The following is a 25,728-nucleotide window of genomic DNA, read 5'->3' as shown; positions in this document are numbered from 1 at the left end:
TTGACTGAATCGAAAAATGACGGTGAAAACTTGTTGTATACGCAGTTAAACGGTATTTTAGATAGCGATTTAGCTATGTTATTGAGTCGCCAACGTTGAAAGTTATACCTGTTATTGTATCGACTGCTTTGATCGCCGCTTGTTGTGCGATTATCCTTGCTCTCAATCCTGTCTGGATTAAAACGTCTCTCGACGAAGCGCTATCTCAATATCCAGAGCAAACCTTTATACGTAAACTGGGAGAGCAATTTAACCGTCCGTTGGCGTTCAAGCTCAAACTAAACGACCTTCAGCCAACCGATCCCACGTGGCTACCACTTAGCCGTCGACTGGCACAAAATGATGGTGAAACCGCATTTTCTTTATATCAATATTTTACGCGACAACATCAAAACCATCAGGCTAATGTTTGGTTTGAGCATGCTTTGCAGTTGAACTATCCCAGAGCGATAGAAGCTCAAGTTTTGCGATTCATTAGTCAAAATGATTACCCTAAGGCCAAATCCCTTATTGGCAAACTAGATACGAATTCGGAGACGTTTTTCTCATTACAATTACGGTTAGCGATTGCAGCAGAGCAGGGCGATCTTGTGCGGGATGCTTCGATGAAACTTGCTCAGGAAAATCCTAACCATCGTCTATTGGGTGACGTCAGGCAGTTTGCCATTAATGATTATTGGCAACAAACGAATGCCGTTGGGTTTGCATCCCCGTTTAAACAAAACTGTGCCAATTCCGTGCAATTTTTTGCGGGTTCATTGGCCAATCTCAGGCGGCTAAATTTCCTGTTTCAAAGTATTCAACAAGACCCATTTATCGCACAGGAATTTTGCCTGTACCCGCCAAAATATATTCCCAAATCGGTTTTGGATTGTAATAACCTGACTAGTGCTCGTTTACAATGTAGTCTTAGAGCCATATCGCCATATCGTCAAAAATCCGGTGTGGATTATATTGGGGTGTTATCGGATCATGGACGAGCCAATGTAAACCATGGGGTGTTGTATTTGGATAGGTTTGATGATGTGCATGTTTTCAAGCATGAACTTTTACATTTAATCGGCTTTATCGATGAATATCCATTGCCAAAAAATCATCAGGTGTGTCAGGTTAATGAATTTAGCGCGGTGGCCAACAATATCGTTGTTGATTCCACGCCAAGAAGTGAGTTTGATTCGGACACGCAAGCTCGTCGGCAAGTGCTAGGGAAAATTCCTTGGGGTGTCTTGATTAAGCCAACCACACCGATAACCCAGATGGTAAATGGTAAGAGGGTACTTGGCACGCCGGAAGAATTTCAAGATGAAGTAGGCTTGTTCAACGCACAGACCTGTGATCAACAGGCGCGGGCGAGTTTCAAACCCCAACACACCTGGGGTGCGATGCGTTACAACAGTTTACCGCTTTCTCACGTGTATCAACAAATATATGCCATGAATGCAGGTGAATATGCCATGAAAAAATTCATGGTATCCTCGACACTGCAACCGCCTAAGGCGGCAGACTAGTCGTTAATTACGTACTTTTCACCGACCAAATCGGAGTCAAGTCGTTCAGAAATATCTGTGATGGCTGTCACTGAATCTGTGGCTTTCACATCATTCGCACTAGACTTAATATCTATCAGGCGAACTTTCGCGATTGGCCACATAGTTTTACCACGATGATGAAGTGGTATTAGGTTATCTTTTGATAACCGTTTCCCTGTGTTAGCTTCGTTTGAATCACTGATTTGTTGGGTTTTATTTTGATTGAACCAGGAAAAAATCGTCATTGTTATGTCTCTAACTGATTTACACTATTAGTTATAGACCTGTATCGATTATTTTGCTGGCTAAACTGTAAAAAATCCTGATTTGTCTAACAAAAATTGCCAGTTGTTAGGGTATAATTTCTATCCAGGCAAAAATCGGTACTTAAATACTATCAAGATGACACAATTTTTATTGCCAGAATTTCGATCACAATTCCCCATTCTTCAGCAGGTTATTAATGGCTACCCGTTAATTTATTGCGATAATGCGGCGACCACTCAAAAGCCAATCCCCGTAATACAGGCTGTTGCCAGTCAACTTGAGCATTGCAACGCAAATGTTCATCGTGGCGCCCATCATTTAAGTGCAAACGCCACGACTTTATATGAACAATCGAGAGATAAGGTTGCTGCCTTTATCAATGCTCCTGCCCGTGAGCAGGTTATCTGGACGAAAGGAACAACGGAGTCAATCAATTTATTGGTTGCGACCATTGGAATGCAGCGTATTTCGAAGGGTGATGAAATTGTAATTTCGGTGGCGGAACATCATGCCAATATTGTTCCCTGGCAACAACTTGCCCAGCAATGTGACGCAAAGTTGGTGATCTTGCCCGTTGATGAGTCGGGAAGAATTGATGTCGAAAAGTCGCTTCCATTAGTGACGGAAAAATGTAAATTTTTGAGTATTAATCATGCTTCAAACGTTCTCGGTAAGGTGAACCCGATACAATCCTTATTTTCCAAAGCCAAATCGGTAAATGCGATAACGGTTTTGGATGCTGCACAAACGGTGGCGCATTTGAAAATTGATGTGCAAAGTCTGGATGTCGATTTTGTAGTGTTCTCCGCTCATAAAATGTTTGGTCCCGCCGGCTTAGGTATATTGTATGGGCGTAAAGCATTGCTCGATGCTATGCCTCCTTATCAATTCGGTGGCGAGATGATTAAAAAGGTGAGTTTTGAGTGCACACAATTTAATGAAATTCCTCATAAATTTGAAGCGGGCACCCCGAACCTTACCGCAGTGATTGCGATGGGGGCCTGTATTGATTTCTTATCGAGCGATCAATATCAACAGGCGTTGCAGTATGAACAAGATCTCATCGCTTATGCTTATCAGAAATTGAATCAGGTTAAAGGGTTACGATGGCTGGTAACCAAAAGCCCAGATTTACCCATTTTTAGCTTTACGTTGAGTTCCCTGCATCATCAAGACCTTGCATCGTATCTTGATAGTAAAGGCATTGCCGTGCGCAGTGGTCACCATTGTGCCATGCCATTAATGCAATATCTGCAATTGTCCGGTTGCGTGAGAGTATCCCTCGCGCCTTATAATTCTTACCAAGAAATCGACACCCTAGTGCAATGCATTAACCAGTTTGTTAACGAAGACTTCTCTGCAGCGGCTATTGCTGATGCGCAACAGTCTGAATTAGTGAAGATACCGATGTCGGATTCGACAGAAGAATCTCACGGCGCAATGAACCTTCAGTGGCAACAACTCAGACAAAAATTTTCCCGGGCACAAGGCTGGGATGCAAAACATCGTGAAATTATGTTGTTAGGGAAAGCATTACCAAGAATGGCAAAATCGGAGCGTTCAGATGATATCCTGATCTCAGGGTGTGAAAGTAATGCCTGGTTAAAAATTGACGAAGCAAACGTCGATGGTTTCAGCTTTGTTGCCGACAGCGATGCCAGAGTGATCCGTGGGCTTTTGTTTATCATTCTTATTGCGAGTGAAAACAAGACACCACAACAAATTACCAGACTCGATTTTGAGCCTTTGTTTGCAGAGTTAGGATTGATGCAGCATTTAAGTCCTTCCCGGGGCAATGGTTTGTTGGCAATCGTGAAACGAATTAAAGAACTTGCAGGCTCGCAAGCATAAAGCGTTAACATGAGTGATGGATAAGGATATTTAAAAATGAAAACGATTGGTTTGCTGGGAGGCATGAGTTGGGAGTCGACGCGAAGTTACTATGACAAAATTAATCAATTGGTTAATCAACGTTTAGGAGGCTTTCATAGCGCAAAAATCGTTATGATAAGCGTCGATTTTGCCGAAATTGAAGCGATGCAACAAAAAGGCGATTGGCAAGGTGCCGGCATATTACTTAGCGAATGTGGGCAAAAACTTGAGCAAGCTGGCGCCGATGTTTTATTGATTTGCACTAACACAATGCATTTGGTCGCCGAGCAAGTTCAGCAGGCGGTATCCATCCCACTATTACATATTGGCGATGTCACTGGCGCCTATTTAAATCAATTAGGTCATCAGAAATCCGGATTGCTTGGTACCTGCTTTACCATGGAACAGGATTTTTATAAGCAACGCATTGAGGATAAATATAAGGTTTCAATGTTAACGCCTAATGCCGATGAGCGACAAACCGTCCATAACATTATCTATCAAGAGCTTGTACAAGGACAAATAAAGGATTGCTCGAGAGCGGAATACCTGAAGATTATTGCTAAGCTCGCAGATAATGGTGCGCAATCGGTGGTACTGGGTTGCACTGAAATTGGCTTGCTCGTCAAGCAAAGCGATTCACAACTCCCTTTGCTCGATACAACTGAATTGCATTGTCAGGCAGCGGTGAACTTTGCGCTGTCGATGAGTTAAAGGCAGATAATTGGCACAACATCATGGAGAAGAGTTCGATGGCAAGCATTCAGAAAATAGGTCAAATTGCGATTGCAGTATCCGATATTAAGATGGCCATCGACTTTTACACTAAGGTATTAGAACTTACTTTATTGTTTGAAGCGCCGCCATCGATGGCGTTTGTGCAAGCCGGAGACACTCGATTAATGTTGACGGAACAACAGGGTGAGCAGCGTGACCACCACACTTCGGTAATATATTATCAGGTTGATGATATCGACAATTACGCAAGTGAAATACAGTCCCGCGGTGCCATATTTGAAAGAGCACCACAACTTGCGGCTAAAATGCCGGATCATGAACTTTGGTTGGGATTTTTACGAGATCCGGATGGCAATTTACTATCGATAATGGCGGAAAAACCGCTGCCATAGGCATAGATAAATGCTATACGAACAATGGTTTATTTTATAACCGGTTAATCAAAAGGGGATAGGTATAATGCCTAACAACAGCATCATGGAGCGGGCGTAAAAATATTGGGTTTACGTTTGAAATTCACGATGATAGCCAATTCAATCCCACCGCTAATGCGGGCGTTAAATGATTAAATTAACAAGGAGTGTAATTCGAAAATGAACGCTAAAATATTCACAAAAGTCATTAAACCTAAGCAAGGTTTCTGGCCTAGTTCTACGACAGTAACCGATTGTGGTTTGGAAGCCGAAATTAATCTTTGGTTAGCTTCTAAACCAGATGTAGAGATTAAAAATATTACTCAGTCACAAAGTGGTGGCTCTTGGATGCCAGCAACATTGGTCGTAACTGTTTGGTATCAATAGCCACATAGTAAGAAATTAAACAAGGATAGTTATGTTTAAACCTCGCAGTATTGAAGGCCAGATTGACTGGTTAGACGAAACCAATAGTAAAATCTATACAATTTCTGCTCACAATGACGCTGTCGAGAAATCAAAATATTTGCCACGCCTTAAAGACGTAAAATTAGCTAGAAATATTGATTGGGTGAATACTCCATCATTTGTGATCTTTCATGACGGGGCTAGTTGCGACTATCTGGTGCTAGTCTGGTGGGCGAATGATAATGAACTATTTACATCCGTGTCGGTGAAATCTGAGGGGGTATGGGCCGAGGATCCGAATAAGTATTCGTTTTGCTTGTACGATCTTGAAATAATGTGGGCTGAACGGAATATTTATGTCCAAACAATGGACTGCGAGTTTCCATCACTAAAACTGTACCAAATATCGCGTTAGTGTCCCTATTGCTGGCCATTAAACAGCAACATTGTCTTCCCCCGTTTTCGTGGGCGGCTCCTTATTACTTTGCATAGCGTCAAACGACAGCGACTTCTATACACTCAAGTATTTGTCGACTAGCGGAAACTGCCATTAATACTTTTAAGCACTCGCTGCCCAGGACACAAGGCATCTTCACGCAGTTGATTTAAGGGGGTGTCCGAGGTTTGGTTAACTTCATGATAGGTGTCTATCGCAGGGTTCACATAAAATAAGCCGGTGAGTATCTGTTGTTTCGCTTTATGCGCTTCAATCATATTTACCGCATGCAATTTATCATCACTGCGATAATCCTTTGCGACTTTATATAAGCGGATCAAAGAGCCGTCGTGCAGGCAAATGTCGTGATAATTTCCAGAGGGAAGATCGCAACTAATTTCATCTTTTACCGGAACAAAATCACTAACTGCGCCAGTACTAACATGCTGCTGAACATAATCATAAGAGCGTTTTGAGTTTGCCTGATTGTTAAAGGTTACACAGGGGGAAATAATATCGATAAACGCAAAACCCTGATGACAAATTGCTGCCTTTAAAATGGAAACCAGTTGTTTTCGATCTCCGGAAAAACACCGCGCCACAAAACTCGCACCTAATTGCAATGCCATGACACATAAATCGATTTCATTAAAAGGACTGATTTCGCCTGCTTTGTTTTTCGCACCTTTATCGGATGTTGCGGCAAGTTGGCCTTTGGTGAGTCCATAGACGCCATTATTGGCGACCAGGTACACCATATCTAAGCGACGGCGAATGACATGGGCAAACTGACCAAGTCCTATGGATGCCGTATCGCCATCGCCGGACATGGCCAGATAACATAAATCTTTGTTTGCTAAATTTGCACCGGTTGTGACCGATGGCATACGGCCATGCACGGAATTAAACCCATGGGAGCGGTTTAAGAAATAGTTTGGTGCTTTGGACGAGCAACCAATACCAGACATTTTGGCGATTTTATGGGGCGGAATGGATAATTCCGCACAGGCATGAATGATAGACGCTGAAATAGAATCATGGCCACAGCCGGCACATAAGGTTGATACTACGCCTTCGTAATCCCGGTAGGTCAGGCCGATATCGTTAACCTCTAAATTCGGATGACGAAACTTGGATTTGGCATAACTCATCGCTGACCCCCTTGTCGAATTGGAGCGACTGTTCTGGCATCAGAGATCATCCTAACCACTGACCTTGCGGTAAGAGGCAGCCCGTCATAATTGAGAATGGCGGTAAGTGAGTGTGGTGATAGGTTTAACTCATTGATTAACAGGCTGCGCATCTGCCCATCTCGATTTTGCTCGATAACAAAACAATTGTTGCGTTGTTCAATAAACTTAGGAACTTCTGCACCGAATGGAAATGCACGGATGCGCATGCTATCTACCGTTAAATTCTGCTCTGCGAAAATCGCAGTAACTTCGTCGATGACCTGGGCGCTGGTACCAAAGAAAATTAACGAGATATCGGCAACCTGATGCTGCTGTCGTATCTGAGCTTCCGGGACTAATGCTGCTGCAGTGCGATATTTTCGTGCTAAGCGCTGCATATTGTCGACATAATCTTCGGAACGCTCGGTGTAAACCGCATTGCGGTTTCGGGAGGTGCCTCGGGTAAAAAATGCGCCTTTATTGGGGTGTGTTCCGGCTAGTGTGCGAGGACATATGCCATCCTTGTCAATATCCTGATACCGCCCGTATTGTTCGATCGCGTCCAGTTCGGCTTCGTTCAGCACTTTGCCTAAATCATATTGGCGCTCGTCATCCCATTGAAATGGCTCACATAAATGATCATTCATGCCGAGATCTAAGTCACTCATTAATATCACCGCGGTTTGCAATCGGTCGGCAAGATCAAAGGCAATGGCGGTTAGTTCAAAGCATTCTGTCGGACATTTAGGGAATAGCAGGACGTGTTTGGTATCGCCGTGGGAAGCGTAAGCGCAGGCGATAATATCCGATTGTTGGGTGCGGGTTGGCATCCCCGTTGAAGGGCCTGCCCGTTGAATGTTCATTAATACAACGGGGATCTCAGCAAAATAAGAAAGACCAAGGAATTCCGACATCAAAGACACCCCTGGACCACTGGTTGCGGTAAAACTTCTCGCTCCATTCCAACCGGCACCAATGGCGATACCAATTGCGGCCAATTCATCTTCGGCCTGGACTATGGCGTAATTCTTTTTACCCGTTGCCGGATCAATGCGTAATCGTTGACAATAGCTGGCAAACTTTTCGATAACCGATGTAGACGGCGTAATAGGGTACCAACCTACAACGGTTACGCCCGCGTAGACAGCGCCAAGCGCACAGCCGGTGTTGCCATCAACGAGAATTTGCTCTTTGATCAAGTCGCGGCGCTCAACCCGGGTAGCTAATGGGCAATCAAAATGGGTATGGGCATATTGATAGCCTAATTCTAAAGCAAAAATATTTGGGGTAATGAGTTTTTCTTTGCCCTTGAACTGATCGCTAACCAGGATCTTTAACACTTCGAATTCGATATCTAATAATGCCGCCAGTGCGCCAACATAAATCACGTTTTTAAAGAGTTGTCTGAGTCTGGGATCGTGATACTCCTTTAAACAAATTTCCGCAATCGGGATCCCTAAAGCCGTGGTGTTTTCGGGTATTGATGTCAAGTCTTGCTGTCGACTGTTATCGTACAGCAGGGTTCCACCGGCTTTTAAATCACCAAGATCTCGGGCAAAACTTTGCGAATTCATTGCCACCAGTACATCTGCAGGACCACCGCGGCTGGAGAGAAATCCCTGTTCGTTGACTCTGACTTCATACCAGGTCGGTGAGCCTTGAATATTAGACGGAAAAATATTTTTCGCGCTTACCGGGATCCCCATTCGCATGATGGCTTTGGCGAACATATGATTGGCGCTGGCAGACCCGGTACCATTGGTATTGGCAAAACGAATTACAAAATCATTGGTGAGTTCATTCTTTTTATTGATAGTCATTTGATGGTCGCCTCAATATTACTCAAGATCAGTTTTTGCATATCCCAGGCCCCTGTAGGGCAACGTTCAGCGCACAAACCACAATGCACACAGACGTCTTCATCTTTGACCATGATATGGCCGGTATTGAGTTTGTCAGAGATAAAATAATCCTGTTCAGAATGGGCTTTTTCTACACGAAGCTTACCTTTTAGCAGCGTTTCGGGATCACCCGATTGGGGAATGTCGTCAATAAAATTAATGCAATCTAAGGGGCAAATATCTTCACAGGCGGAGCATTCGATACATTTGGATTCGCTAAACACCGTTTGAATGTCACAGTTTAAACAACGTTGGGCTTCTTTAAGTGCCAATTTCTCATCAAAGCCTAGTTCGACTTCCGTAGCCAGTTCCTGGCTCGCCTGCTGCCAATCAATATGGGGCACATTTCGGCGTTGATGATGTTCAATCTGATTATCATAACGCCATTCATGCATGCCCATTTTCTGACTAATCAAATTAAAATCGCTATCGGGACGGTTTTCAGGATCCTTGCCCTGACAATATAAATCAATGGAAATTGCTGCTTTATGGCCGTGGGCAACGGCAGTGATAATATTTTCTGGGCCGAAGGCGCTGTCGCCACCAAAAAACACTTGGGGCAGGGTGGATTGCAGCGTTGCTTTATTCAGGACTGGTTGCGACCAGTCATTAAATTTTAAACCAATATGCCGTTCAATCCACGGAAAACTGGTATCCTGACCGATTGCCACCAAAACCAGATCGCAGTCGATATCGAGAGTCTCGCCAGTTTTGGTTAAAGTTCGATTGTTGGATTTGTCATAACTGGAGATAACCTTCTCAAAAGAAACCCGCATATGACCGTCTTCGCTACGTTGATATTTGAGAGGGCTATGATCCGCAAGGATCTCGATGGCTTCTGCTATCGCATCTTCTTTTTCCCACGGAGACGCTTTCATCGCTTCAAAGCTGGAACGCACCAAAACCTTTACGTCCGTTGCTCCCAAACGCTTGGCCGTGCGACAGCAATCCATCGCGGTATTGCCTCCGCCAAGCACCACGACCCGTTTTGGGGCTTGGGTTATGTGGCCAAAACTGACACCACTGAGCCAGTCGATACCAATGTTTATGTCGTCTTTGCAATCATCAAAACCTGGCAGGTGCAAATGTCTGCCTTTTGGCGCACCGGTACCGATAAAAATGGCGTGGTAATCCTGACTCAATAGGGATTCAAGGCTTTTGATTGGATGATCAAAGTGGGTATTGACCCCCATATCGAGAATGTAATCCAGCTCTTCATCTAACACTTGGTGGGGTAATCGAAACTGTGGAATTTGGCTGCGCATCATGCCACCGGCCTTACTGTCGCGCTCAAACAGATCAATTTGATAACCTAGCGGCAGCAGATCTCTGGCAACAGTTAAAGACGCGGGGCCCGCACCAATCAGAGCAATGCGTTTACCGTTGGTCTGTTTCGGTGCTTTGGGCAGGCGCTCGCGGATATCCTCTTTATAATCTGCGGTAACACGTTTCAAGCGACAGATAGCAACGGCTTTGTCTTCGACTCGGGTACGACGACATGCCGGCTCACAAGGACGATCGCAGACCCGGCCGAGAATGCCCGGAAATACATTCGATTGCCAGTTCAACATATAGGCATCGCCAAAACGCTTTTGCGTGATCAGACGAATATATTCAGGCACAGGAGTGTGTGCGGGGCAGGCTTGTTGGCAATCAACAACGTTTAAGTAATGTTGGTAGTGATTAACGTCGGTCTTTTTCAAAGTTAACCCTGATCATTATTGTGATCCGATACATTAACTGTACACAATATAATCAGTTGTTTCCTATTTTAACTTTGCGGGGAAAATTTCCCTAAGGTTTGGCTGAACACAAATGTTGACACAATGGCGAGCATTAGACCGGTTGCAAGGGCGCTTGCCTGCATGGGCAGCGCGAGTTGAAAGTCATGCAGTGTGGCTTTGGCAATAGCTGAGTCCATGCCGGTCAGAAAATAATACACCTGATGGACATAATCTCCCTGAGTAAGGTTGGCCAAATGACTGGTAAGTAGCGCGATTCGGTCAATCAGGTTTAGCACTAATTCGGCACTGGCATTGATCCCGGGATCCGCGCTAGCACGATAGGCAGATAGCAATTGCGAGATATCACCTTGATGATATTTATCGGCAATAGACTGAAAGTTTTGCAGTTGCAGGTGAGCTTCATCAAGATGTCCGGCCAGGCGTTGCTGATAGGCATTAATAAATGCCGGTATCTGCATTCCTAGCAAACAGCTAACAGTGAACATGAGTTTGTCGGACAAACTGGCAATGAGGCGATACACTGTAATGACTCTCTTGTTATTTTATTTGTACCTCCATATTACCCGTACCTGAACAGAAATAACAACCGTGTTAATCACGCTTTTTATACAGGTTTGTCATGGCCTAGTGTTATAATCTCGCCTATATCTCTTTAAAACCTTTCCTTATGAACGAAAAACTCATCGTTGAACAATGCCAAAAATGGGTGAACGACCTGGTTGTCGGCCTTAATTTCTGTCCTTTTGCTAAAAAAGAAGTGATTAACAATACTGTACGCTACCAAGTAGGGCAGGATTTAGATGACGAGAAAGCGTTAACTCTGTTAGCGGAAGAATTACAGTATCTTCAAAATCATCCGGACGTGGAAACCACATTAGTGATTTTGGCGGATGGTTACGCCTTTTTTGATGATTATCTGGATTTGTTAGACCTGGCCCAGCAGTGGCTAAAAATGACCAAGCTTGAAGGGGTATTTCAAATCGCCAGTTTTCATCCCGATTATTGTTTTGCTGATACCAGCGCTGAGGATGTATCAAACTATACCAATCGAGCTCCCTGGCCAATTTTGCATATCCTCAGGGAAGAGTCGATGACTCGCGCGGTTAGTGCTCATCCAGATCCAGAAGCCATCCCTGAGCGCAATATTGAATTGTGTGAACAAAAAGGTCGACAATTTTTTATCGACTATTTAGCATCTATTCATCCAAGCAATAAAAACAAACCATAAAACTTGATATGTCTTTATATTGGCAAGAATTTCTCACCATTGCTGTGGTGCATTTTTTAGCGGTCGCAAGCCCAGGGCCAGATTTTGCGATTGTCCTAAAGCAAAGCCTAACCCGTGGCCGTCAGTTTGCCCTATTAACCAGCCTTGGTGTGGGTGCTGGCATTGGTTTGCATGTGACATATTCCTTGTTGGGAATCGGTTTAATTATTGCTTCTAATCCTGAATATATCCGCGGGTTAAGTATTATTGCGGCGGGTTATCTGGCGTATTTGGGGTGGGGCGGTCTGACGGCTAAATCAAGTGATGGTGAATTGGTACAGGTTGATGCGAAAGCGTCCATCGCTCACCAATCAAAATGGCGAGCATTTGCCTTAGGGTTTGTGGTCAATGGATTAAACATAAAAGCAACTTTGTTTTTCGTTGCGTTGTTTTCGGTCGTCGTTTCCGTAACAACTCCTCTTTGGGTACAGGCGTCCTATGGTTTTTATATGATGTTGGCGACGGCTGCCTGGTTTTGCCTTGTGTCCTGGTTGTTTACCATTAAAAAATATCAGCAAAGACTGCAAAACCAACGCTACCTAATTGAACGTGTGATGGGTGTGGTATTGATTCTGCTGGCCCTGCGGATTATCTGGCAGCTGTAATCACTAACATTTGCAATGACCGAACACGATGTTTTGCCTTCCATCACGATGACTTACACGGAAAAACCCTCGATATTACATTTAATTACAAACTTGTCGGGTGGCCTTGAGGTGAGTTTTGCTAAAGTTTGCTGTATAATCGCCAAAAATTTATTCGTAAACAATAAAGCTGAATGAACGAAAAGCGCTATATCCAAATTGGCGGCACCCCGGAAAAAGCCGTTTCTGGCGACTATAAGATTGATGTCGCGGGAATTATCAAAGAAGCTTGGAAGCTCACCCAGGCCAATAGACAAGCCATAATGCTTGCTGTAATGATCATTATGGCGGCAACTATGGTGTTGATGATGGCTTTCGCTGAGACAATGGGCGGCATTGATGCCGTAATGGCCGATCAAAAAATATTCTCAGGTCTGAATATGATTGTCACCACCTTATTGTCTCCCCTTATTGTTGGGCTAGAGATGATGGGGATTTCCTTTGCCATCGGCATGCAAGCAAAGCCTGCAATGATATTCTCCTTCTTACGCAAAAGTGCTTTTATTGCATTAGCCAGCTTAATTGTAATGTGTCTAACGAACTTGGGTTTAATGCTTTTGTTGGTACCTGGCATTTATCTCGCGGTTGCGTTGTCATTCACCGGCCCGTTAGTGGCTGAGAAGAACCTGAGTCCAAATCAAGCAATTATCCTGTCGTTAAAGGCGACTCGTTTTCAATGGCTTAAAATTTTCCAGGTCTATCTTTTTGTGATGGCGATATTTCTGCCTTTGGCATTTATCGTAGTCATTGCGGCTCAAAATTTTGGCGTTATTCCTGCCGCTGTGATTGCGGTATTAGGTCTGAGTTGGATTGCTCCATTCTTTTATTATGTGAAAGGCATTTTGTATCGCCAAATATTTGGTGTTCGTATGCAGGTGCTAGACGATAATGCCGAGGGGACAGGCGAAAGTTTCTTTTCAGCCTGATGAATACTCCTATGAAAAAGCTAAGTTTACTTATAATTGCCAGCGTTGCAGTGTATATGATGGCTCAGCCAGTGTATTTCTGGTCACAACAATCTGCATTAACTGAAACCGGTGCTGACAGTCAAAAGCCAAGCAATGTGCCTGCACAATCGCAAGTAGTTCGTTATCACGATGTGGATATTCCAGATTTTGCCAGCATTGCTGATGTCACGGTACGTAAGCAACAGTTTTTCGATTTCCTACGACCTGCAATTATCGCTGAAAACCAGCGCTTGCTTGCACTTCGCGAAAAAGTGCTCGATAGCCAGAATCAATACCTGCGCAATCAGTCGCTATCTTTGCCGCAAAAAGAGTTTATCGCGGAAATGGTTGAAGCCTATAATCTTCAGACCCGCGGCGATCTGAACGAATTATTTGAGCAATTATTATTGCGCGTTGATCAAATCCCAATGGAACTGGTTATGGTGCAAGCGGCGAACGAATCTGCCTGGGGCAGTTCGAGGTTTGCCCAGCAAGGCTTGAATTTTTTCGGCCTTTGGTGTTTTAAACGCAATTGTGGAATGATCCCAAAAGGCCGGGATCATGGTGCCCGTCATGAAGTGGCGACATTCGACAGTGTTCAGCAAATGTTAAGGTTCTATTTTCACAATCTTAACAGTCATTATGCTTATGATATGTTCCGCTCTATTCGTGGCCAGTTACGCGAAAATGATTTGCCGTTGCAAGCGGATGTGTTGGCAACCGGGTTATTGCCATACTCACAGCGGGGCATCGATTATATCGTTGAGATCCATACCATGTTGCGTCAAAATCAACGGTATTTTAAAGCTTAGAATCTATTTCTGGGCAATCTGGATTTCTCCGTTTAGATTGCTCACTGAGGCACTAAGGTAAAAACTGCAACCGCTATAGTGGCGATAATCCAATGAACACAACATTTAAAATTAACAGGCCTATCTTGTCATGATAAAAAAACTTACCACCTCGCTATTGTTGGCCCTTGCAAGTATTCATGCGCAGGCAGTGGATCTCGAATATAAGGGTTTTTATCAGCGCCTTGAGGTGATAGAAGAAAACGAGTTGGATCAGATAACCATGGGGTTTTATCTGGTTGATTCATATAATCGTGAGCGCTGTGCCATCGAAGACGCATTCTTTTTTGGTCCAGGAATTTCGGAGATGCCTGCTGATACCGGCGATGACGGAAAACTAATCATTCCCTTTGATAAAAAGCTTTATGACAGATTTGCGATTTTACGGGTCAACTTAGAAGATCCTAGACAAAATTGTACGCTGCAAATGCAAATTCAGGTCAAAGATGTCAGCAAAACCGCATTTAGTTTTGCTGAGTTGTCTGCGTATCGTGAACAAATGCAAACCCTAATGGATGAGTTTGGCGGCTTTCTCTGGTTTATGATGCCGGATGTGCAGGGATTAAACTTTAAATTGGTCAACGACAACAGCCTGTCGTATATCGATGAGACGTTGCAAGAGGCACTTAATTGCGAACAACTGCAGTGCACTCTGGCAATCGATGAAGGGCAAACATCGTCAGAAATGGCATTGCAGTTTAGCCAGCCGCCGATTGTCATATCGCCATGGGTTGCAAAAGACTAGATTAATCTTCTTAGGTAATGAAATGCCAGCTAAGACAGAAATCCGTAATGATATTGTCACCATCTGGAATCAGTTTAGCGAGCAATTAAAGCGATTTTTGCATCGCAAAATCTCAGATCCTAATCAGGTTGACGATTTACTCCAGGACATTCTTCTAAAAAGTTATCAGCAAATATCCACTCTTAACGATATATCAAAAATTAAACCCTGGCTGTTTCAAATTGCTAACCACACTATTATTGATTATTACCGTAAACAGGGCAGAGAGAACAAGGTAGTTATCACAGGGATAGACGAAAACCTGCTCGATTCTTTCGCTAATGCTGACTCAAAAACGTTGGAGAGCCCGCTCACAGGCCTTGAAGACTGCCTTGAACCCTTCATCGAAGCCTTACCGCAAGAATCGAGAGATATCCTCACCGCCATCGATTTGCATGGTCAAAGCCAAAAAGATTATGCCGAGCAACATGGCATTGCATATTCCACCTTAAAATCCCGTACCCAGAAAAGCCGTGAATTACTCCGCGGCCTGTTTAACCGCTGTTGCCAGTTTGAGTTAGATGCACAAGGCAATATGATGGAATGGCACGAAAAGCCCAAAGGTTGTGATAAGCCTTGTTGATTAACCCGGTAACGTCGTTAAATTCGATTGCAATTTGACGTTAACTCATTGAAAAGGTTAATGTCTATAAACAAAGTAATACGGCACTTGGAACAGTTCATATAACGAACTTAAACTAAAGGAATAATGAATGAGAAACATTGTATTAGGATTTAGCCTCTTAACTTTATTAATCATTCTGGCGACTACTATAGGACATATCGCAGGGGTCGTAGGGCTAGTAACAGAACAAGCAAGCATTAATGATTTTTATTTTTTTACACCTATTTCTATCGCATTGATAGCATTAAACATTGCAATAGTGCAGGGGTTAAAGAGAAAATTTGGCTGGGCATATTTATTGGCTGGTTTAGAGTTAATAGCCATTTTTGTTGGTGAAGTGGCCACAGTTTTTATACAAGATTCTCGTCCTTTAATTACCCATTTATTCGTTCTGATATTATCAGGTAGTGCAATCATATTACTTTACGTAGATCTTAAAGTTCAAAAAGCTCACCGGTTAAATTAAATATTATGAATAGTAGGAGTTTGGCACGTTTCGTCGGTCGTAGTAACCTTGCAATTTAAATGAATAGCCAGAGGCTGAATGAGCGCTCTACAGTCATTCATCGTTCGCAAAAACGGATATTGCTAACAAGTCACTGTAACCCACAAGTTTGTCGAAACATCAACTAACCCAATGAATTTAAAGAAAATACTTTATATCGCTTGGCTAAATAATATCTGCAAGGTACTGAAATATTAGCGAAGTGGAAATTTTAACCAATTGATATTTAAACTTTTTCTGGTATTTTATTGTGCCTTAATAGGCGTAAATTACTATTCCGTCTACATAGTAAACGCTTATGAGTATTCCTTATGAACATCACTTTCTATCCTGTAAATAGCAATAACGCTAATTATATTGAGGTAATAGACCTTTATAAGGAAGCATTCCCTGAAGCGAGGAAAGTACCTAAATGGTTGCTCAAATATAAGCTAAGAAATGGAAAAATTGGGCTTAGTGCTTTGTATTCTGAAAATGTTTGGATTGGCCTTATTCATATAACCGAATATGAAGATATTGTTTTTATTCAGTCTCTTGCAATTGCAGAGTTTAACCGCTCAAAAGGGTTTGGTAGTCAAGTGCTTGATTCCTTAAAAAGCTTACACTCAGGTAAAAGGATTGTTTTAAATATTGAGGTTATAGAGGATGAAGCAAGTAATTATAAACAACGAGTAAAACGTAAAGCTTTTTATGAAAATAATGGGTTTTTATCTTCCGGCTTCACAGTTAAGGAGCCAGGCGAAAATCTTGAGATGCTAATATTTGGCGGTGCGATTACTAAAATTGAAATAGAATCTATGTATAAAAAACTTTTCGGGAGCATTCTAGGCTTATTTCTAAAACCAGAGGTTACTCAAATCTGATAGGCTTTAGTTCAACATACTCCTAACAAGAGACTATGGCGTTAACACTCCAAATTCATTGTATATTAGCAATTGCTAACGGGAAGCTAGTGACACATAGCCGCGGTTCAGTCTTATAGTGATAGATTCCTTGTAGTGTCAGGGAATGACTCAGGTTTTTTGTTTTTAACTCGAAGCGACGTTTTGTGTCGCGTACCCGAAACAATCTTCGATTGTGTACTCGAAGTGACGATTTCCGTCACGTGCCCGGAGTATCGTTTACGATACGTACTAAGGGAGTTTCAACTCCCGTTGTTGGCACATAGCCGCGGTTCAACCGGGTGACGATAGATTCCCTGTAGTGTCAGGGAATGACTCAGGTTTTTTGTTTTTAACTCGAAGTGACGATTTCCGTCACGTGCCCGGAGTATCGTTTACGATACGTACTAAGGGAGTTTCAACTCCCGTTGTTGGCACATAGCCGCGGTTCAACCGGGTGACGATAGATTCCGTGTCGTGGCAGGGAATGACGCAGGTTTTAAGGCTTTTTCTTAGACCTGAAACCTGCGACCTTCAACCTTGAGGGAATATTAATTCCCGTTATTGGCTATGAGTTCATCCGATAGACGCAACAAACTCATTAAGAGTTAAGTCCTGTTCCTGGCGAGTGCTGCGCCTGGATTATTCAACGATATCCATTTCATCAATCAGGTTGGTCGCACCATCGATATGCTCCATCACCCATAACATGTAGCGAACATCGACATGGATTGAACGGTTCAAAGAAGGATCGTAATCCCAGTCGCCAATGATACTTTCGTAAACACCGTCAAACACTAAACCGACAAATTCGGCTTTGTCATTAAGCGTTGGCGAGCCTGAGTTACCGCCGGTGATATCTAACGTACCTAAATAGTTAACCGGTACAGAACCTAGCTCTGGGCGTGCATAATCGCCGTATTCTTTATTCGCGATTAACGAAAGCTGTTTGTCTGAAGCGTTAAATGGCACTTCGCCAGTGTTTTTCGCCGCTATACCTTCAAGGCGGGTAAACGGTGTTGCCCATAAACCATCCTGAGGTGAATAGCCTTTTACGTTGCCGTAGGTAATACGCAAAGTAGAGTTCGCATCGGCATATACCGGAAGGTTCTTATCTTTGTAATAGGCGATTAGTGCTTCCATGAACTTCGGACGATAGGCTTGAATTTCGCCGTTTAACGCTTCGCTGCTTTGTTCTAACCCCTTGCGATCATTGTAAGTCGCCACCGCCAATTGAATGAACGGGTCTTTGCTGTCAGCAAAATCTTGGGCGGACTTTTCCATCCACATTAGACGTTGCTCTTGTTCAGCTAACGTGCTTTTCGCGTACATTGTATCGAGTTGTTTAGCGATTTTCGCTTCATCGGCACCGTTATCGATACCGAAGAATTTATCCAGGCTCGCTAAACGCTCGCTTGCCGGAAGTTTTGCGTAATCGCTTAATAATGTCGTCATGATCGCTTTATCAATCACTTCATCATAACGACGATTGATGGTTTTCATGCCTTGAACAAAACGATTCTTATCTCGGTTCTGGTAACCGCTTTTGCGAGCCGCATCGTCAAGGTCTTGCTCAATCGACCAGCGATATAAACGATTGGCACTGTTATATAGTGCGCCGTAACGCATGTAACCTAAGATAAGGTCACGAGACTGATGCGTCTGGCTTTGGGTAATGAGTTTGTTTAAGCCGGGAAGAGCATTGCCATATTGAGCTTTACGCTTGCTATCGGCATTAATCCACTGGGTTAAATCCGCTTCCAATGTTTGCTTGCGCTCTAAGGTATCGCCCTTTTGATAACTGCGGATCATACTGCCGTAGTTTTTAGCATAGTTGGCAAGGCTGGCGAGTGTGCTCTCATATTTAATGCGAGCATCGCCACCCGGTTCTGAGTTCGATTTAATCAGATTGATAAGGTCTTCACGCATCGTTTTCGCGTGAGGGTAAGTCCAGGTAAACTGGTTCTCCACTTCGTTGGCAACACGGTAGCGGTTTGTACGTCCAGGGTAACCAAGTACCATGATGTAATCGCCATCTTCTACCGAAGCTTTGTTCACTTTTAAGTAATGCTTTGGCTCGTAGGGTACGTTGTCTTCATGGTAGTCCGCCGGCTGGCCATCTTTACCAACATACGCTCGATAGAATCCATAATCACCGGTATGACGAGGCCACATCCAGTTATCGATATCGCCGCCGTATTTACCCACACTCATCGCTGGGGCATGGACAAGACGAACATCGCGAATGGTCAGCTGTTTGAATAAGAAATATTGCAAGCCGCCATGGAAATTCACGACCCGACAACGATATTTATCGTCGGCTTCACATTCGCTAACCAAGTCTTTACGATTTTGGTCGATAACCTTATAGCGCTCAGCGCCTTCCATACTTTCATTCAGGCCCGCATTAACCCGCTCAGTTACCTCATTGATTTCTTCGGTAACATAAATTCGGCTGCCTGGCGTTGCCTGAAGTTCATCATCGAAGCTTTTGGCCAAAAAGCCATCGCGCAACAGATTGTTTTCTTCCGTAGAGTTGTACTGAATTGAGCCATAGATACAGTGGTGGTTTGTTGCTACAAGACCCTTTTCAGAAACAAATGAGGCAGTGCATCCACCAAGACTGACGATAGCTCCCATTGGAAAGCCAGTGAGGTTGGTAAGATCATTAGGATCTAATTTCAGGCCAGCCTGTTTTAACTGCTGGCTAATTTCAGGTAGCTGATTAGGTTGCCACATTCCTTCATCAGCCTGACTGGCAATGCTTAATAAGGCCAGGCAAGAGGTTAAGAGTTTTTTCATAGTTACTTCCTTAAAATGAAACCTGATAATGCTACAGCAAATGCGATAGGGCGGCATTAGCCATTGATTTATTGCTGCTGAAGATTTGTAACAAACTGTTTGCGCTGACTATAAAACGAGCGAAATGCAGGGGAGAATTTTTTATAAACACAAAAAAGCCAGCGTAGTGCTGGCTTTTTGAAAACTTAAGCTGGAATTAAAGGTGAACCTTTACCATCCAGTTTAATGTTGATTCGTTATCGATACCTGGGATACCGAATTTATTGTGCCAGTATGAGTACTCGATACCTGCTTCAAATTTCTTAGGTACACCGAAGTATTTACCAACATCCATACGCAGTTGTGGGTTAAAATGAAAATCCGCCGCATGGTCGTCAGCCGCCGCAGACCAATCGATATAACCGTCAAGCATGAAATCCGCAGAGCCTATCGAGAAAGGGTAACCCCACACAATCGTTAGCTGCTGGTCATTATCTGTCAATTCATTGTTCGCTTGATAGATATTGGCATTAAAGTAAGCAAAACCCGGAACCGCGAAATCGGCACCAACACCCACCAGATAGTTGTCGAAGCTTTGTGAAAACACACCAGAAACATCTAATGTCGAGTGCTCCCAGGTCGTTGCAATAAATACGTCTTTTACAAAACCGTATTCCAGTTTTGAGTCGCTTAGGTAGCTTAAACTTAAACGAGGCGACAGCTCCGAATAGGTTTCTTTGCTGGCCAGATTATTGATATCGGCTTTGGCATCTAAACGATCAACAAAGAAAAACACATCACCCCAATTATGGCCAGATGCGTGTTCAATTGTGATGACATTGACGTCATCATTTTCGGTGACTTGGTATTGGTTTTGATTTTTTAATAATGAAATGGAGTTGTCACTCCAGAACATTTCAGCATTTACTGAAGTGGTGACAAAAGATGCACTGGCAACCAGGCCAGCAAATACGTGCTTAAGATTTAACATGTGTGCATTCCCAAAATACTACAAAGTTCAGTGACTCCAATGTGGCAGTGAATACTGCATGAACTGAAGCCACCTTAGTGATTTTTAACTAAAGATTGGTGTTAAGCGAAAGCAAATTTCGCGATAAACAGAGCTGACAATAACCATACCGCGGGGCTGATTTCATTCAATCGACCACTAAAAATACGAACTCCGGCATAACTGATAAAACCAAAGGCGATACCGTCGGCAATCGAAAAGGTTAATGGCATGGTAACCACAATAACCGTGACAGGTACCGCGTCCATGAGATCATCCCATTTAACATTGACCAAGCCTGCAACCATTAACACACCGACAAAAAATAGTGGACCTGCGGTTGCGTATGCTGGAACCATTGATGCGAGTGGTGAGAAGAAAAGCGCCAATAGGAATAAAATGGCAACCGTTACTGCTGTAAGGCCTGTGCGACCACCGGCACTGACACCCGCGGTACTTTCAACATAACTTGTGGTTGTTGATGTCCCCAACAAAGAACCTGCGATGGTTGCGCCAGAATCGGCAAATAGTGCCTTTTTAAGGTTTGGCAGGTTACCATCTTTATCTAGAAGCTTACCGCGTTGTGCTACGGCGATTAATGTGCCTGAGGTATCGAATAAATCGACAAATAAGAAGGCAAAGATAACGCTTAACATGCCTACTTCAAAGGCACCAGCAATATCCAGTTCCATAAACGTTGGTGCTAAAGATGGCGGCATGGTCACAATACCGGCATATTCGACAGCTCCAAATATCAGACCAAGGACAGTGATCACCAAAATAGAGATCATTACCGCGCCGTTAATGTTTAAAGAAATCAAACCGACGATTAAGAACAATCCTAAGATTGCCATTAATGGTTCAAAGTCTGTCACGCTGCCTAAGGTAACAAGGGTTGCGTCACTGGCAACAATAATGCCGGCACTTTTCAAAGCGATTAATGCGAGGAATAAACCGATGCCCGCAGCGATACCAAAGCGCAGGGCATGTGGAATGGAATTAATGATCCATTCTCGTACTTTAAATGCACTTAAAGCGGTAAAGATAACACCGGAGATAAATACACCACCTAATGCCACATTCCAGCTATAGCCGAGTTCCATCACGACGGTGAACGTAAAAAAAGCGTTTAATCCCATACCTGGCGCTAGTGCGATAGGGTAGTTGGCATACAGCCCCATAATTAAACAGCCGATGGCGGCAGCAAGACAAGTGGCCACGAATACTGCGCCTTGGTCCATGCCGGTCATCGCCAACATGCTCGGGTTAACGAAGATAATATATGCCATGGTCAAGAAGGTGGTGAACCCGGCAATCACTTCTTGCTTTACACTGGTATTGTGTTGTGAAAGCTTAAAAAGTTTCTCAAACATCGATTGGTCCTTACAAAAAAATTGCGGCATTTTACCCAAAGATGTAGCTAAATTACATCTTTTTACGGAATATTTGCTAAAAACGGCGATTTTCCGTTATTTTATTTCAACGATGTTAATCGACTGTTGAATATTCGCGTTGTGATCTGTTGCTAAATTTTCCGGTGCGATCGGTTCGGGATCAAATGCCAGGTCACCACCGTTAATTACACCCGATTCGAGATCGACATTTTTAAAATCAAACAGTTGTTGGTCGGCCATATGCGAAGGCACAATATTTTGCATTGCGGTAAAGATAGATTCGGCCCGGCCCGGGAAACGTTCATCCCAGTCACGCAACATGGCTTTGATGTTTTGTCGCTGCAGATTTGGCTGACTTCCGCATAAATTACAAGGAATAATTGGGAATTGTTTAAGCTTAGCGTATTGTTTTATTTCTTTCTCTTTTGCATAAGCAAGAGGACGTATCACGACGTGTTCGCCGTTATCGCTAACCAGTTTTGCGGGCATGGTTTTAGTTTTGCCGTTGAAAAACATATTAAGCAATAGGGTTTCGATCATATCATCGCGGTGGTGACCTAATGCGATTTTTGTGGCTCCTAGTGCTATTGCGGCCTTGTACAATATGGCGCGACGTAAACGTGAACAGAGGCTACAGGTGGTTTTTCCTTCAGGAATTTTGTCTTTGACAATCGCGTAGGTGTCTTCTTCGACGATTTGATAGTCAACACCGAGTTGTTGCAGGTATTCCGGTAAAATATGTTCAGGAAAACCCGGTTGCTTCTGATCGAGGTTAACGGCAACAATATCAAACTTGATTGGCGCCGAAGCTTTTAATTTAAGAAGAATATCGAGCATGGTGTAACTGTCTGCACCACCTGACAAGCATACCATCACCTTGTCGCCGTCTTCGATCATCTTGTAATCACTGATCGCCTTGCCAACGTGGTGACGAAATCGCTTTTCCAGCTGTTTTAACTGCTGTTTTTCAAATGCTACTTGTGTGGACATGTAACCAACCCATGCAAAAAAGGGCGTATTATAGCCAAGCCAGGTGCCGGGGCAAACGGTTTCAACGCTTTGCGTCCATTTTTATGGTTATTTGTTACGATTCTTCAATGGGTGAAATGTAACCATCTGGCTTTAATGCGAGTAAATCACAATTTAGTCTGTCAATGACATGCTCGGCGGTATTACCAATAAATACGGCGGATAAACCGGTTCTGCCAATTGTGCCGAGTATAACAAGCTCTGCATCAATATCATTCGCGACTTTTTCAATCACATCCTCCGGCAGACCTTCTTCAACATGTAGGTATTGAGATTCTATTTGGTATTTTTTCGCATGTTCTTCCATCATTTTCTGATGATGCTCACGCATTGTTTTGTTGTATTCACCGGCATCGAATTCAGGGATCTCAATGGCGATATTTACTGGGGTACCAGGATAAGAATTTACCAAATGCACATCGGCAGTGATCAATTTACTCAAGGTAAGAGCCGCGTCGGTGATTGTGTTGTTTAATGCACGATGACTTTCTTCTTCGCTACTGGCATTGACCGCCGCAAGGATATGACCATTTTCAGGCCATTCATGATCTTTAACCAAAAGTAATGGAACTGGACATTTACGAATTAAATGCCAATCTGTTGGCGTAAAAATAACGGACTGTAAAGTAGGGTGCTCGTGGGTACTTTTTACGACAACATCAAACTTGTTTTTAATGACTTCTTCGATAATCACTTCAAATGGACGGTTGTGCCAGACGGCTTTCGTTTCCATGGGATGATCATACTCTTTAACTAAGTCGTCGAGCCAGGATTGACGGTCTTTAACGACCGATTTTCGCATTGCTTCGCGTTCATCACCAGAAAGCATGGTCGTCATTTCATAGGAAAAATCAAAAATCACCAGTAATGCGGTAATTTTGTCACCCGTCTGTTTGGCAATCGTGCATGCTCTTTGCAATGCTTTTTGATCGTCACTATCGGGATCAACGACCACCAGAATATTTCGATACCTTTCCATAGCTCCACCCTTTGTCAGCAATTGAGATTACGTGAATACAGATTGACTGGTTCAATTTGCGTCAGTTCGACTGGTATTAAGCTTAATCCGATATTGACAGGGATACAAATAAAAAGTGAGTTATAGCGGGGGCTTAATCAGTAAGTTGGAGAAGTGCACTATGATCGATAATTGTGACGAATTTTTTATCCAGTGTAATCCACTGGTTTTGCTGAAAGCGACTTAATAACCTGGAAACGGTTTCGACGGTTAACCCAAGGTAGTTACCCAGGTCAGTGCGAGTCATAGGTAATTGGAATTCTTTTGATGATAGTTGTCTTTCTGCTAGTCGGTCACCAAATTTGACTAAAAATCGGGCCAGTTTTTGCGCCGCACTTTCTTGGTTAATGCTTAACAAATGGCGCTGGTTATAGTTAAGCTCAGCGCTCATCAACGACATAATCTGCATTTTTAACCGTGGGATCTGGTTTGATAGCTGGTCGAGAACATCATAAGGGATCTCGCATACCATCGCGGTTTCTAACGCTTGAGTTGTACCTGGGTGCGTTTTATCTGCTAGGGCATCAAAGCCGATGACATCGCCTGGTAAATGAAACCCAGTGACTTGATGTTCCCCTTGGGCGTTTTCGATATAGGATTTAAATGTGCCAGAACGGATTGCATACAAACCACTCAGAGTATCGCCAATTTTAAACAACGTCTGATTTTTTTGGATTGGTTTTTTGCGTTTTATGATTTCATCCAGCAAATTTAATTCACTGTTTGACAAGCTGAATGGCAGACACAGTTCGCTGATTCGGCAATTGGCACAAGAAATATTTGGGGATGTAGACATAAATACAGTGATGGATACGTTAAAACTTTAACGACAAGAGTACTAAAACAGGTTTTTGAGTGCAATATTTAATGAGTAAATTCCGTAGATTAGTAAAAATCCACCGCTGGCTTTTTTGACCCAGTGTTTCCGTAATTGGTCGGTCAACCAACTAAAGCTCACACTTAAGGTAAACAATGCGGGTAATGTTCCTAAACCAAAGGCGAGCATGATGGCGCCGCCTTGTAACGCATCGCCACTAGCCATGCTCCAGGTGAGTGTTGAATAGACCAATCCACAAGGTAACCAACCCCAGATGGCGCCTAACGCCAATGCCTGAGCACTTGACATGACTGGCAAGAATCGTTTCGAAAATGGCTGTATATGCCGCCAAAGGTGTTTACCCATCGCCTCGACCCGATGCAACAGGAACAACCATTGTCCAACATATAAGCCGAGTAAAATTAAAAATACTGCAGCTATCAGCTGTAATACTGCGATCGGTAGGCCAATCGACTTGGCTGCCAATGAACCGGTAAAGCCAGCAATAACACCAGCAATAGTGTAGGAAAATATGCGGCCAAGATTATAAGAAATAATCAGCGTTGCGGGCGGTTTATCTCGACCAATCGACTGAGTTAGCATCGACGTAATGCCGCCGCACATTGCAATACAATGACCAGCACCGGCAAGACCGACAATAAACGCAGAGATGACATCCATTTCCATTGGCAGGC

At 43.4% G+C, this 25,728-nt stretch carries 26 protein-coding genes; 14 read left to right on the top strand and 12 right to left on the bottom strand.

Features of this window, described 5'->3' with window-relative positions:
* Positions 1 to 95 precede the first annotated feature (95 nt).
* A complete protein-coding gene (locus FE810_RS06625) occupies positions 96 to 1,508 on the top strand; it encodes a hypothetical protein (protein ID WP_138319235.1) in 1,413 nt (470 codons plus the stop codon).
* Here the strand turns inward: FE810_RS06625 and FE810_RS06620 are convergent.
* On the bottom strand, positions 1,505 to 1,774 hold the full coding sequence (locus FE810_RS06620) for a hypothetical protein (RefSeq protein ID WP_138319234.1): 270 nt from the start codon (positions 1,772 to 1,774) through the stop codon (positions 1,505 to 1,507). The genes FE810_RS06625 and FE810_RS06620 overlap by 4 nt on opposite strands.
* Positions 1,775 to 1,931: 157 nt before the next feature.
* Between FE810_RS06620 and FE810_RS06615 the strand changes: the two genes are divergently transcribed.
* From FE810_RS06615 to FE810_RS06595, 5 genes are all read left to right on the top strand, one after another.
* Positions 1,932 to 3,647: a SufS family cysteine desulfurase gene (locus tag FE810_RS06615; RefSeq protein ID WP_138319233.1), complete on the top strand. Its 1,716-nt coding sequence runs from the start codon at positions 1,932 to 1,934 to the stop codon at positions 3,645 to 3,647.
* A gap of 36 nt (positions 3,648 to 3,683) precedes the next feature.
* Positions 3,684 to 4,382, top strand: a complete 699-nt coding sequence (locus tag FE810_RS06610; protein ID WP_138319232.1) for an aspartate/glutamate racemase family protein — start codon at positions 3,684 to 3,686, stop codon at positions 4,380 to 4,382.
* Positions 4,383 to 4,420: 38 nt separating this feature from the next.
* Entirely contained in the window at positions 4,421 to 4,798 is a 378-nt protein-coding gene (locus tag FE810_RS06605; protein ID WP_138319231.1) for a VOC family protein, read from the top strand.
* Between the two features lie 201 nt (positions 4,799 to 4,999).
* On the top strand, positions 5,000 to 5,206 hold the full coding sequence (locus FE810_RS06600) for a hypothetical protein (protein WP_138319230.1): 207 nt from the start codon (positions 5,000 to 5,002) through the stop codon (positions 5,204 to 5,206).
* Positions 5,207 to 5,237: 31 nt separating this feature from the next.
* Entirely contained in the window at positions 5,238 to 5,642 is a 405-nt protein-coding gene (locus tag FE810_RS06595; RefSeq protein ID WP_138319229.1) for a hypothetical protein, read from the top strand.
* A gap of 119 nt (positions 5,643 to 5,761) precedes the next feature.
* On the opposite strand, the gene FE810_RS06590 is transcribed toward FE810_RS06595, so the two are convergent.
* From FE810_RS06590 to FE810_RS06575, 4 genes are all read right to left on the bottom strand, one after another.
* A complete protein-coding gene (locus FE810_RS06590; RefSeq protein ID WP_138319228.1) occupies positions 5,762 to 6,814 on the bottom strand; it encodes a 2-oxoacid:ferredoxin oxidoreductase subunit beta in 1,053 nt (350 codons plus the stop codon).
* Complete coding sequence (locus FE810_RS06585) at positions 6,811 to 8,655, bottom strand: 2-oxoacid:acceptor oxidoreductase subunit alpha (RefSeq protein WP_138319227.1); 1,845 nt, start codon at positions 8,653 to 8,655, stop codon at positions 6,811 to 6,813. Before FE810_RS06585 ends, FE810_RS06590 begins: the two co-directional genes overlap by 4 nt.
* Positions 8,652 to 10,439: an FAD-dependent oxidoreductase gene (locus FE810_RS06580; RefSeq protein WP_138319226.1), complete on the bottom strand. Its 1,788-nt coding sequence runs from the start codon at positions 10,437 to 10,439 to the stop codon at positions 8,652 to 8,654. The genes FE810_RS06585 and FE810_RS06580 overlap by 4 nt, the downstream gene beginning before the upstream one ends.
* 68 nt (positions 10,440 to 10,507) lie before the next feature.
* Positions 10,508 to 11,002 (bottom strand): DUF2937 family protein, encoded by a 495-nt coding sequence (locus tag FE810_RS06575; protein ID WP_138319225.1) that lies wholly within the window; start codon positions 11,000 to 11,002, stop codon positions 10,508 to 10,510.
* Positions 11,003 to 11,148: 146 nt separating this feature from the next.
* Between FE810_RS06575 and FE810_RS06570 the strand changes: the two genes are divergently transcribed.
* From FE810_RS06570 to FE810_RS06535, 8 genes are all read left to right on the top strand, one after another.
* Positions 11,149 to 11,709: a DUF1415 domain-containing protein gene (locus tag FE810_RS06570; RefSeq protein ID WP_138319224.1), complete on the top strand. Its 561-nt coding sequence runs from the start codon at positions 11,149 to 11,151 to the stop codon at positions 11,707 to 11,709.
* A gap of 8 nt (positions 11,710 to 11,717) precedes the next feature.
* A complete protein-coding gene (locus FE810_RS06565) occupies positions 11,718 to 12,353 on the top strand; it encodes a LysE family translocator (protein ID WP_138319223.1) in 636 nt (211 codons plus the stop codon).
* A gap of 173 nt (positions 12,354 to 12,526) precedes the next feature.
* On the top strand, positions 12,527 to 13,318 hold the full coding sequence (locus tag FE810_RS06560) for a hypothetical protein (protein ID WP_138319222.1): 792 nt from the start codon (positions 12,527 to 12,529) through the stop codon (positions 13,316 to 13,318).
* Between the two features lie 11 nt (positions 13,319 to 13,329).
* Positions 13,330 to 14,151 carry a glucosaminidase domain-containing protein gene (locus FE810_RS06555; RefSeq protein ID WP_171022278.1) on the top strand — a complete coding sequence of 274 codons (822 nt, stop codon included), beginning with the start codon at positions 13,330 to 13,332 and terminating at the stop codon, positions 14,149 to 14,151.
* 130 nt (positions 14,152 to 14,281) lie between these two features.
* Positions 14,282 to 14,935 (top strand): DUF2987 domain-containing protein, encoded by a 654-nt coding sequence (locus tag FE810_RS06550; protein WP_138319220.1) that lies wholly within the window; start codon positions 14,282 to 14,284, stop codon positions 14,933 to 14,935.
* 22 nt (positions 14,936 to 14,957) lie between these two features.
* A complete protein-coding gene (gene sigZ / locus FE810_RS06545; RefSeq protein WP_138319219.1) occupies positions 14,958 to 15,557 on the top strand; it encodes an RNA polymerase sigma factor SigZ in 600 nt (199 codons plus the stop codon).
* A gap of 130 nt (positions 15,558 to 15,687) precedes the next feature.
* Positions 15,688 to 16,065 (top strand): hypothetical protein, encoded by a 378-nt coding sequence (locus FE810_RS06540; protein WP_138319218.1) that lies wholly within the window; start codon positions 15,688 to 15,690, stop codon positions 16,063 to 16,065.
* A gap of 350 nt (positions 16,066 to 16,415) precedes the next feature.
* Positions 16,416 to 16,967 carry a GNAT family N-acetyltransferase gene (locus FE810_RS06535; protein WP_138319217.1) on the top strand — a complete coding sequence of 184 codons (552 nt, stop codon included), beginning with the start codon at positions 16,416 to 16,418 and terminating at the stop codon, positions 16,965 to 16,967.
* Between the two features lie 660 nt (positions 16,968 to 17,627).
* On the opposite strand, the gene FE810_RS06530 is transcribed toward FE810_RS06535, so the two are convergent.
* The 7 genes from FE810_RS06530 to FE810_RS06500 form a co-directional block, all read right to left on the bottom strand.
* Positions 17,628 to 19,787, bottom strand: a complete 2,160-nt coding sequence (locus FE810_RS06530; protein WP_138319216.1) for a S46 family peptidase — start codon at positions 19,785 to 19,787, stop codon at positions 17,628 to 17,630.
* A 196-nt stretch (positions 19,788 to 19,983) separates the two neighbouring features.
* Positions 19,984 to 20,757, bottom strand: a complete 774-nt coding sequence (locus tag FE810_RS06525) for an outer membrane protein OmpK (RefSeq protein WP_138319215.1) — start codon at positions 20,755 to 20,757, stop codon at positions 19,984 to 19,986.
* 101 nt (positions 20,758 to 20,858) lie between these two features.
* Positions 20,859 to 22,148 carry an NCS2 family permease gene (locus FE810_RS06520; protein ID WP_138319214.1) on the bottom strand — a complete coding sequence of 430 codons (1,290 nt, stop codon included), beginning with the start codon at positions 22,146 to 22,148 and terminating at the stop codon, positions 20,859 to 20,861.
* Between the two features lie 96 nt (positions 22,149 to 22,244).
* Positions 22,245 to 23,159: a tRNA 2-thiocytidine(32) synthetase TtcA gene (ttcA, locus tag FE810_RS06515; RefSeq protein WP_138319213.1), complete on the bottom strand. Its 915-nt coding sequence runs from the start codon at positions 23,157 to 23,159 to the stop codon at positions 22,245 to 22,247.
* A gap of 94 nt (positions 23,160 to 23,253) precedes the next feature.
* Positions 23,254 to 24,177: a universal stress protein UspE gene (gene uspE / locus FE810_RS06510; RefSeq protein WP_138319212.1), complete on the bottom strand. Its 924-nt coding sequence runs from the start codon at positions 24,175 to 24,177 to the stop codon at positions 23,254 to 23,256.
* Positions 24,178 to 24,310: 133 nt separating this feature from the next.
* Positions 24,311 to 25,012, bottom strand: coding sequence for a fumarate/nitrate reduction transcriptional regulator Fnr (fnr, locus tag FE810_RS06505; protein ID WP_138319211.1), 702 nt, complete (start codon positions 25,010 to 25,012; stop codon positions 24,311 to 24,313).
* Between the two features lie 42 nt (positions 25,013 to 25,054).
* Positions 25,055 to 25,720, bottom strand: coding sequence for a sulfite exporter TauE/SafE family protein (locus FE810_RS06500; RefSeq protein ID WP_138319210.1), 666 nt, complete (start codon positions 25,718 to 25,720; stop codon positions 25,055 to 25,057).
* Between the last annotated feature and the right edge of the window lie 8 nt (positions 25,721 to 25,728).

The organism is Thalassotalea litorea (assembly GCF_005843925.1).
Lineage (GTDB): Bacteria > Pseudomonadota > Gammaproteobacteria > Enterobacterales > Alteromonadaceae > Thalassotalea_A > Thalassotalea_A litorea_A.
This window is presented reverse-complemented; position numbering and strand designations above follow the sequence as displayed.